Genomic DNA, 10,369 nt, shown 5'->3' on the forward strand with positions numbered 1-10,369 from the left:
GAATTCTCTTTTATTATTGTTTTTGCTTTATTGCATTACGTTTACGAGGTACACGCGCCTAAAACTAAATTCTAAGCAAGTTTTGCGTTACCTCTAAATCTAAGGGCAAAAGCAATTCCTAAACAGCATAAAATAATGATAGGCAAATTGCCAAGCCTAAAATAGGGAGTGGTGCCGTCAACTAACTCAAACTCAACACTTAACACAGCGGCCTGAAACTGCGGCAGAGCGCCCAAGACTTCACCCTCATGATCAAATGCCGCAGTTACTCCGGTGTTCGTTGCTCTTAAAACAGGTAAACCAAACTCCATCGCTCTGACTCTGGCGATTTGTAAATGCTGATGTGGGCCATGGGAATCGCCGAACCATGCATCGTTGCTTACTGTAATAATGGCGTCGGTTTGCTCCGTAATATTTGCAGCAATTTGTTTCGGAAATGCTATTTCAAAGCAAATAGCAGGGCTTAACTGCAAGCCTTTTGCTTCGAGGTTATCTTGCACATAGCCGCCCCGGCTAAACGATGACATGGGTAAATCGAAAATGGGTGCAAGGGGTCTTAGCAGGGCTTCAAAGGGAACAAATTCGCCAATTGGCAAAAGGTGGTGCTTGGCGAATTTATTTTGATTGGGATATTGATAGGGCTGGGTGTTTTCAGTCGGTGTATTTAGGCCAAGTGCGATGAGCTTGTTATAGGCTTCTCCGCTTTCCAAATTTACATCAACAATTCCTGTGATTAGCGCACTGTTGTGTTTACTCGCCATTAGATCTAACTGTTGTAAATAATCGATGGCAAGAACTTCGAGTCGCGGCACTGCTGCCTCCGGCCAAATAATTATGTCATGTTGCCAATGTGCCTCGGTAAGCTCAATATATTTTTGCATGGTCGGCTTGTCTTGCTCGGGCCGCCAGCGAATAGACTGTTCGATATTGCCCTGAACCAATGCTGCGGTTTTGCTTTGCCCTGAGGGAGTGACCCATGCTTGTTCAGATAAGATGAAAACCGATACCGCAGCGACTGAATATACAGTTGCTGCGCTTAAGATGCTTGCTAGACTGCGCTTAACCATTGCGACAGTAAGCACAGCTGCAAGCAATATCATTACTACCGATAATCCCACTTCTCCGATAAGGGGGTAAAAAGCTTTGAAAGGACTGCTTGTTTGCGTATAGCCGATAGACAGCCATGGAAAGCCTGTCAGAAAATGCGCTCTTAACCATTCGGTGGACATCCAAATGAAGGGCGCTGCCAAAGGCCAGAGCAAAACATTAAAATAACGCTTGAGTAGGTAGCTAAAGATTGCCGGAAATAAGGCCAAATAGCCGCACAATAACAGCATGAGCAATATAGAAACGATTAAGGGGACGCCACCAAAAGTGGCAATACTCACATGTACCCATGAAATGCCAGCGCCAAAGAATCCTAAGCCGAAAAACCAAGCATTTAAAAATGGTCGTTCGACGAATTGGTGGCTTATCCATAGCCATATCGGTAATACCAAAAATGGCAACCACCACAGGTCAAACGGGGCATAGGCGAAGGTCAGCAGTGCACCCAAAACGAGGCTGCATAAATGCAGCAGTAGCGAGTTCAGCGCTAGTTCTCCAAATCGGGTAAGTACACTTTTAATTGGACCAATTTACGTTTGTCAGAATTGGTGACTTCAAATGAAATGTTATCGATCATGACCTTCTCGCCTGTGTTTGGCATATGACCAAAGGCGCGCAGTACCACACCACCGATGGTATCCGATTCATCTTCATTGTACTTGGTTTCAAAGAACTTATTGAAATCGTCGACAGGCGTAAGTGCTTTTACTGAATAGGTGCATTTATTGAGTGGTCGAATGTTGTCGTTTTCATTCACATCGTCGTCAAACTCATCTTCGATTTCACCCACTATTAATTCAAGGATATCTTCAATAGTGACCAAACCTGAAACGCCACCATACTCATCCACTACAATAGCCATATGATAGCGCTGCATTCTAAATTCTTTTAACAATACGTCGACACGCTTACTTTCTGGCACGATGATCGCTTCGCGCAAGTTCTCTCGAAGTGAAAAGGTTTTTTCATCGTTAAAGGCATATGCCAAAAGGTCTTTTGCTAGCAGGACTCCCTCGATATGATCTTTATCTTCACTAATCACAGGAAAGCGGCTGTGGGCAGATTCAAGCATTAATGGTAAAAATTCATCTACGCTTTGCTGAATATCGATGGTGATCATTTGCGCTCGGGGGATCATAATGTCACGCACGCGCATCTCGCTGACCCCCATGACGCCTTCAATCATTTCTTTTGTTTGCGGGTCTATAAGCTCTCGCTGCTGGGCATCAGAAATGACCTCAGAAAGCTCTTCTCTGTTTTTCGGTTCACCTTTAAAAGTGTGCATTAGATTCGCTAACCAGCTTCTATTTGATGAACCGTTGGTAGATGGGGGATTGTCTTCGCTCATTTTCCTGTCAATTTTTGGTAGTGTAATATTTATATTTATCGAACCTGATAGGGATCGTCAATACTTAATGCTGATAAAGTTGCAATTTCAATCGCTTCCATTTCAGCTGCGTCTTGTTCTGTAATATGGTCGTAGCCTAGCAAATGCAAGAGGCCGTGCACACACAAATGTGCCCAATGATTTTCAATTGCCTTGTTTTGAGCCTTTGCTTCGTCACACAAAACTTGTGCACAAATTGCGATATCACCTATATGATTGGATTCAACAAATTCAGGAATATCAGCAGGAAACGACAGCACGTTGGTCGCACTGTCTTTATTTCGGTAAGTTAGATTCAGTTGATTGGACTCTTCGATACTGACTGAGCGAATGCTTAATTCAATGGGTTTGCTGTATTTAATCTGATCTAAGGTAACTTTCAGCCAATCTTCGACTTGCTCTTGTGAGGGTATAGTGTCGAGCAATGTGTCTGTTAAGTCGTCAGCCACATCGAAGTGTAAGTCAACACGTAAGTTATTCACGGGTGTTTATCGTCACCCTTTGGCTTTGATTCACTGTCCACAGACTTACTCTGCTCTTTTGCTGCTCTTTCGGCTTGCTTTATCCGCTCTTGCTTAGACTCAAAGTCCTCGTAAGCTTGCACGATGCGTGCGACAACCGGATGTCTAACAACATCGGTAGCAGTGAAAAAATTGAACGAAATATCATTTACTTCGCCGAGTACATCTATCGCATGGCGAAGCCCTGAACGAACTCCACGGGGCAAGTCAACTTGAGTAATATCGCCTGTGATAACGGCTCTAGAGTTAAATCCAATGCGGGTCAAAAACATTTTCATTTGTTCGGATGTAGTATTTTGAGATTCATCCAAAATAATAAATGCGTCATTGAGAGTCCGTCCGCGCATGTAGGCCAATGGTGCGACTTCGATGACATTTCGTTCGATCAGTTTTTCAACTTTTTCAAAGCCTAGCATTTCAAAAAGCGCATCATACAGTGGGCGCAAATAAGGGTCGACTTTCTGCGACAAATCACCCGGTAAAAATCCAAGTTTTTCACCTGCCTCTACCGCTGGACGAGTTAGTAAAATACGTCTGACTTCTTGTCGCTCTAGCGCATCTACTGCACAGGCAACTGCAAGGTATGTTTTACCCGTGCCCGCAGGACCCACACCAAATGTAATATCATGAGTGACGACGTTTGCGACATATTTTGACTGATTAGGATTACGGGGTTTAATCACTCCCCGCTTCGTTTTAATGTGAACTTCTTTGCCGTAATCACCCGCTTCCGCTCTCTCTAAACACTGAGCTTCTTGTATGGCTAGGTGGACTTGATTCGGCTCTAGAATCGGAACACTGCCTTTTACAGGTTGGGTTTCGATATATAAAAGCTTTAGTAACTCGCTGGCGCCGTTTGCTTGCTGCGGGTCTCCCATCACACTAAACTGGTTGTTACGATACGAAATCTCTACACCCAAGCGACGCTCAATTTGTTTGATATTATCGTCAAACGGGCCGCATAGGCTGACCAATCTTTTACTATCTTGCGGCTCTAACACTATTTTGTTACTGACGAGATTACTCAATATTGGTTTCCTATTACATAAATGAAAATAACGTTATACCGCGGTGAATTGAATCACGCCGTGAGTATCAGGCTGCGGTTGTTTCGCTAATATAGAGTGGGGTGATACCGCTACTCTAAGCCCCATTTCAGACTCGCGAGTAATTACATCACCGCGCAGGGAATTGGAGAACACCTTACTGATTTCAATATCCACAAATTCTCCAATCATGTCTGCGCTACCTTTAAAATTGACTACACGGTTATTTTCGGTGCGGCCTGTTAATTCATCGGCATCTTTTTTAGAGGTGCCTTCAACTAGAACACGCTGTACTGTACCCACCATATTGCGAGCAATTTGCTGGGCATTTTGGTTGATCCGCTGCTGGAGTATGTGCAGTCGCCCTTTTTTTGTTTCTTCTGTTACGTCATCAACTATATCAGCGGCAGGAGTACCAGGGCGAGCGCTATAGATAAAACTGAAGCTCATGTCGTATCCCACGTGGTTAATTAAATCCATCGTGGCTTCAAAATCTTCTTGGCTCTCGCCTGGAAAACCGATAATAAAATCGGAACTCATACACAGGTTCGGGCGCACTTTTTTGAGTTTACGAATGATGCTCTTATATTCAATCGCGGTATGTCCGCGTTTCATCATATTTAAGATTCGGTCAGAACCACTCTGCACCGGAAGATGCAGATGATCGACCAACTCAGGAATATTTTTATAGGCTTCGATAATGTCATCGGTAAATTCAACTGGGTGAGAGGTGGTGTAGCGAATACGATCGATGCCGTCTATGCTTGCAACCAGTTCAAGCAGTTCAGCAAAGCGGCAGATGCTGCCATCATGATGCTCGCCTCTAAAGGCGTTAACGTTTTGACCCAATAAGTTAACTTCACGGACACCTTGGGAGGCTAGCTGAGCTACTTCTAAAAGCACATCGTCCACCGGACGACTAACTTCTTCACCGCGGGTGTAAGGCACTACGCAAAAACTACAGTACTTGGAGCAGCCTTCCATAATCGATACAAAGGCATTTGGCCCGTCAGCACGAGGTTCCGGCAGGCGATCGAATTTTTCTATTTCAGGAAAGCTAACATCAACAACCGATTTGTCACCGCCTTTAATTTGCTGAATCATTTCAGGCAAACGGTGCAGAGTTTGTGGGCCAAATACGATATCTACATAAGGAGCGCGTTTACGAATCTCAGCGCCTTCTTGAGAGGCCACGCAACCGCCAACACCAATGATCAATTCAGGCTTGGATTTTTTTAGGTTTTTCCAGCGGCCAAGCTGATGAAAAACCTTTTCTTGGGCTTTTTCGCGAATAGAGCAGGTGTTTAGTAATATCACGTCAGCGTCTTCGGCGTCGCTGGCGACAGTGTATCCATGGGTTGCGTCAAGTAGGTCAGCCATTTTTTCCGAGTCATACTCGTTCATTTGGCAACCCCAAGTTTTGATAAACAGCTTTTTACTCATATAATTCAATGCTACAACATTTTAAAACGGCGGCGGACATATCGTTAAGACAAACAATCTAACCAGCGTTATTGCGTTAAAAATAGTCCGCAATTTTACCGCTTTTTAAGGGAATATGCTAGCCATAAGGGATTGTCGCTTTGTTCGAAAATACATTGTAATAGATCAATGACTTACACGAGCATTTGATCTTATTTATGGCATACTAGTAGACTCTAGTGTGTGTAAATGTCGTCACTTGTGGCCAAAGGAAACGCAGCATGTCAACCCAGTATCAACAATTTGACATTTGTATCATCGGAGCTGGTATGGTCGGCGCTGCTTGCGCATGTGCATTTGCGCAATTAGGTTTGCGGGTGGCTGTTGTTGAATCTTATTTGCCAGCGCCCTTTGAAGCATCTCAATCTCCCGATCTTCGGGTATCCGCCTTAAATCGACATAGTATCAATCTGCTTACCGACCTAAACGCCTATGATGCTATTGAAGTCATGCGCTATCGGGTATACGACACACTATCGGTATGGGAAGACGAACTCGCCAAAACGACTTTTTCAGCCCATGATATAAATGAAAAGCAACTAGGTATCTTCGCTGAAAACCGTATTATTCAACTGGCGCTCTTACAAAGTATTAAACAGCATCATAACGACAGTGTTGTTGTATTCAATACCAAGGCAAAGCAAATAGATACAGCGAGCGGAACCCTCGAGCTAGCTAATTGTGAGTACATTCAAGCTAAATTAATCGTCGGGGCTGACGGCGCTAACTCTCAGGTTCGGTTGAGCGCTGGCATAGGCCAAACAGGCTGGGACTATCGCCAGCGCGCAAATCTAATACTTATTCGTCTGCATGAAGAAATAGCGGATGAAACATGGCAGCAATTTACTCCTACAGGTCCGCTGGCGTTGCTGCCGATGCATGATAATTATGCCAGTTTGGTTTGGTATGCCAGTGCTGAGAAGTCGGCACTGATTCAAGCGATGGATAACGATGATTTACAAAAAGCAGTAATAAAAAAATTTCCAGCGCGGCTTGGCAATTTTGAAGTGTGCGACAAAGCAGGTTTTGGTTTACGCCGCATGCATGCTAATCAGTATTGGCAAAATAAAGCCGTATTGGTCGGCGATGCAGCTCATACCATCAATCCGCTGGCAGGACAGGGGGTAAATCTAGGCTTTAAGGATGTCTCTGCGCTCATCAATGCGATAAAAGAACATGGTTTAGATGATCTCTCTACAACGCTGGCTGTGTATCAGAAGCAGCGAAAACTTCAGAATCTGTTGATGATGTCGACTATGGATGCACTTTACGCAAGTTTTAGTAACGATATCCAAGGTATTAAATTACTGCGAAATTTTGCGCTGGGTATGGCTCAAAGAGCCGGGCCATTAAAAAATATGGCACTAAAGTATGCTATGGGTATCTAATGCCCAAGATTGTTTGAATTTATTGAGTGTGTTATCACGCTTTAGGTAAAACCTAATGAGGTTAGTATGAATGTTTTAGTGATACTTGGAGTGTTGTTTTTAGCCTTGTTTATTATTATCCCACTGGTAGAAAAATCGGGTTTGAGAGTGTCTAGCGAAACATCCTCTAAATTATCTCGGATCATTTTGCCATTAGTGGCCATCATGATTATTATTCAAATTTTTATGTATGTCTTTTGAAGCGAAAGTGGCACTACCAATTTTAACGTAGTGACTATTTATTGAATTAGGGCTTTCCTATCCAAATCTCGCGTTCCTCAAGCTCGCCCTGTAGCTTGCAATCTTTAGCATTAAAGCTTATTACTTGTCCCGATTTGCGTTGCTCGCGGTAATCTTTCGTGATCGCAACAATGGTTGGGGTTAACAAAATAATGGCAATAATATTGACTAAGGTCATTAGTCCCAATGCCATATCGGCCATCGCCCAAACCGTGGGTAAAGATGCCATAGCACCCCAAAATATCATCGCTAAGTAACCAGAGGTAAATAGCGTTCTTCCAAGTTTATTATCGAGTTTAAAAATATGCAGATTAGCTTCACCATAGGCATAGTTGGCCACTACCGATGTAAAGGCAAAAAAGCCGATAGCGGCAGCTACAAAGTCGGCACCGACGCCACCTAAATGGTTTTCCATAGCATTCTGCGTCAGTCTGATGCCTTCCATTTCCCCGATTGAGGTATCGGTACCCAACAAAATAATGAATGCGGTTGCGGTACACAAGACCATGGTGTCTAAAAATACCCCCAGCATTTGAATATAACCTTGAGAAGCAGGGTGGTTAGGGTGAGGGCTGGCACTCGCCGCTGCTTGCGGTACGCTGCCTGAGCCGGCTTCATTTGAATAGAGGCCGCGCTGAATACCATTTTTGACTGCTGCAGCAAACGCGCCTGCGCCAGCTTCCTGTAAGCCAAATGCAGACGTAATGATGTCCCAAAGTACGCCGGGCAACAGTTGAATATTTACGACCGTGATACCCAAGGCTACCAACACATAAGTAATGCCCATAAAGGGCACTACCCACTCAGCAAATTTTGCAATGGCACGAAGACCGCCCAAAACAATCAAGCCGGCAACCACAACAATGGCCATACCGGTGTAATGCGTAGGGATATTGTAACTATTATTAAAGGCATCAGTAATGGTATTGGCCTGAACCGCACTGAATACGAATCCGTAACCAAAAAATAGGCACAGCGCAAACAATACCGCAAACCAAGAGTTCTTTAGGCCTTGCTTGATATAATAGGCAGGACCGCCGCGAAATTGTCCGTCGGCATCTTTGATCTTATATGCTTGGCCAAGCACTGACTCAGCATAACCGGTTGCCATGCCTAAAATGGCGATCACCCACATCCAAAAAATAGCGCCTGCACCGCCTAATGAGATAGCTACCGCTACACCCGCTAAATTGCCAGTGCCGACTCTTGCCGAAAGGCTGGTGCAGAGGGCTTGAAATGAACTTATGCCTTCTTTATCACTCTTGTTACTGCCTTTTAACAAAGAGAACATGTGTTTGAAATCAAGCAACTGAATAAATTTGAGTCTAAAAGTAAACCACAGGCCTGCGAAAAGCAGTAAATAGATTAATACTTGACCTTGTCCCCATAAAATATTGTTGACGAATCCTACTGCTTCATTGATCAAAAGTGGTCCCTTGTAAATTGTGATTGTTCAAGTGTTCGCGATGCAGAAGTTAGGCGCTAATAAAAGCCGCAATAGCGACGAAAACTAGGCTTATGATCACAAATCCTAAATAGATTAAAACGCAAATGCCAATGAATTTCCAGAATGACTTCTGGTACTTAAGAGCATCGATAATATCGCTAGTTTCTCTAGTTTTATCTGCCATACGAATGCTTTTTGCAAATCGATAAAGCCAATATGGCGGCAGTGCAAATACCACCCCAAAAATTAAATATACAATGCCCATCACTACTGCGATACCGCCACTAAAGGGCTCTTGGAACATGCTGCCAGCCAAAAGTGCCCCTGACATTCCCAGTATCAAAACCAGAGCGAATATCACCATTAGACCGCTGACAAATAAACCTAGAACCGCGCATAGCATAGCCCAAGGCCTAGTCTGCAGCAGTGGCTCTAAGAGAGCCTCAAAGTGAGGGTTAGAATTTTGATGTTCAACATCATTGTGGAATGAGGATTCCATGTTAAGTCCTTTTATGGGATTACGTTGATTTAATTGAATAGCTACTTTGAGAGTTTGCATTATTGTCTGGTGAAGATGAAAACTCAAATTTAATGAATGCTTTATATAAAAAGGGGTCGGTATTGCGAGCTTACGCTCTGACCCCATTGTTTAGTCAATGTGAGTACACTAATGATAAATTTAGTCTTCTTTCACCACAATTACTTTACGGTGTGGGAACGGTATCTCGATATTTGCCTTATCTAAGGCCTTTTTCATTTGCTCAGGCACTGAGTAAAGAATATCAAAATAGTGTTCGCCTTTGCAAAAAGGTCTAACAATAAAATCTACCGAACTATTGTTTAAGGCACTTACTTCCACAAATGGAGCAGGTGTTTTTAAAATGTGCGGGTGAGCGGCTAATACTTCATCGATTACTTTACGTGCATCGTCAGTGTTTTCTTTATAAGCCACGCCAAAGGTCATATCGACCCCGCGAATTTCATGAAACGAATGGTTAGTGATTTGCTGACCCCAAATTTGACTGTTGGGTACGATTATTTTCTGGTTATCAAAAGTTTGTAAAATCGTGGTAAATAGGTCGACTTCTGTGACTTTTCCAAATTGACCGGCTGCATCAATAAAATCATCGACTTTATATGGGCGAAATATTAGCAACATTACACCAGCGGCTAGGTTTGACATCGCTCCTTGCAACGCTAAACCGACAGCCAAACCAGCCGCACCAATCAATGCGACAATAGAAGTGGTCTCTACGCCAAATCGATTCAACACCGCAATCAATACAAAGGCTAAAATAATATATCGAGCGACGCTACCGAAAAATCTAAAAAGGGTGTCGTCTAGTCGCTCATATTTTTTGCCGATTCCGTAGACCGCTTTATATGCTTTACCGCTGATCCATAAACCTAAGATTAAGATGAGCGCGGCAAGTAGAATGTTTGTTGCCCAGGCAAGTGCTGCCGGCAGATATTCACTAAAATCGAAGTTTTGAACGTATTCCTGCATGGTTATTACTCCTGTATTTTATTCTTATTTGGTATACAGCAACCCAATAATGTCATCAACATTAGTGAAAAATTTTTGTGTTAATTATGGGGCTACGTCAAGACGATACATTGTGAGGGCAGATGCGATCAACTGTTTTATTGACTTTGGGTGAGACATGTTGGGAGCAAACTAAGATAAATGGCTGGGGTAGCTGGACTCGAAC

At 43.5% G+C, this 10,369-nt stretch carries 10 protein-coding genes; 2 read left to right on the plus strand and 8 right to left on the minus strand.

Features of this window, described 5'->3' with window-relative positions; genetic code table 11:
* Positions 1-71: 71 nt before the first annotated feature.
* The 5 genes from lnt to miaB are packed head-to-tail and all read right to left on the minus strand — an operon-like array spanning position 72 to position 5,504.
* A complete protein-coding gene (gene lnt / locus AB9H30_RS16825; protein ID WP_371195898.1) occupies positions 72-1,580 on the minus strand; it encodes an apolipoprotein N-acyltransferase in 1,509 nt (502 codons plus the stop codon).
* Between the two features lie 14 nt (positions 1,581-1,594).
* On the minus strand, positions 1,595-2,455 hold the full coding sequence (corC, locus tag AB9H30_RS16830; RefSeq protein WP_371195888.1) for a CNNM family magnesium/cobalt transport protein CorC: 861 nt from the start codon (positions 2,453-2,455) through the stop codon (positions 1,595-1,597).
* 35 nt (positions 2,456-2,490) lie between these two features.
* Positions 2,491-2,976, minus strand: coding sequence for an rRNA maturation RNase YbeY (gene ybeY / locus AB9H30_RS16835; protein ID WP_371195889.1), 486 nt, complete (start codon positions 2,974-2,976; stop codon positions 2,491-2,493).
* On the minus strand, positions 2,973-4,043 hold the full coding sequence (locus AB9H30_RS16840) for a PhoH family protein (RefSeq protein WP_371195890.1): 1,071 nt from the start codon (positions 4,041-4,043) through the stop codon (positions 2,973-2,975). The genes ybeY and AB9H30_RS16840 overlap by 4 nt, the downstream gene beginning before the upstream one ends.
* A 33-nt stretch (positions 4,044-4,076) precedes the next feature.
* Positions 4,077-5,504, minus strand: a complete 1,428-nt coding sequence (gene miaB / locus AB9H30_RS16845) for a tRNA (N6-isopentenyl adenosine(37)-C2)-methylthiotransferase MiaB (protein ID WP_371195891.1) — start codon at positions 5,502-5,504, stop codon at positions 4,077-4,079.
* Positions 5,505-5,764: 260 nt separating this feature from the next.
* On the opposite strand from miaB, the gene AB9H30_RS16850 reads away from it, so the two are divergent.
* Together AB9H30_RS16850 and AB9H30_RS16855 are read left to right on the plus strand one after the other, a co-directional pair.
* The gene (locus tag AB9H30_RS16850; protein WP_371195892.1) at positions 5,765-6,931 is read left to right on the plus strand and encodes an FAD-dependent oxidoreductase; all 1,167 of its coding nucleotides are present in this window, start codon (positions 5,765-5,767) and stop codon (positions 6,929-6,931) included.
* A 66-nt stretch (positions 6,932-6,997) separates the two neighbouring features.
* Positions 6,998-7,171, plus strand: coding sequence for a hypothetical protein (locus AB9H30_RS16855; RefSeq protein WP_371195893.1), 174 nt, complete (start codon positions 6,998-7,000; stop codon positions 7,169-7,171).
* A 46-nt stretch (positions 7,172-7,217) separates the two neighbouring features.
* Here AB9H30_RS16855 and AB9H30_RS16860 read toward each other — a convergent pair whose 3' ends face one another.
* The 3 genes from AB9H30_RS16860 to AB9H30_RS16870 all read right to left on the minus strand — a co-directional run bounded on the left by AB9H30_RS16860 (position 7,218) and on the right by AB9H30_RS16870 (position 10,164).
* Positions 7,218-8,636, minus strand: a complete 1,419-nt coding sequence (locus AB9H30_RS16860) for an alanine/glycine:cation symporter family protein (protein ID WP_371195894.1) — start codon at positions 8,634-8,636, stop codon at positions 7,218-7,220.
* A 49-nt stretch (positions 8,637-8,685) separates the two neighbouring features.
* Positions 8,686-9,156, minus strand: coding sequence for a hypothetical protein (locus tag AB9H30_RS16865; protein ID WP_371195895.1), 471 nt, complete (start codon positions 9,154-9,156; stop codon positions 8,686-8,688).
* 180 nt (positions 9,157-9,336) lie between these two features.
* Complete coding sequence (locus AB9H30_RS16870; protein ID WP_371195896.1) at positions 9,337-10,164, minus strand: mechanosensitive ion channel family protein; 828 nt, start codon at positions 10,162-10,164, stop codon at positions 9,337-9,339.
* Positions 10,165-10,369 lie beyond the last annotated feature (205 nt).

Source organism: Glaciecola sp. SC05, from assembly GCF_041380235.1.
In the GTDB taxonomy this organism is placed as follows: Bacteria; Pseudomonadota; Gammaproteobacteria; order Enterobacterales; family Alteromonadaceae; genus Glaciecola.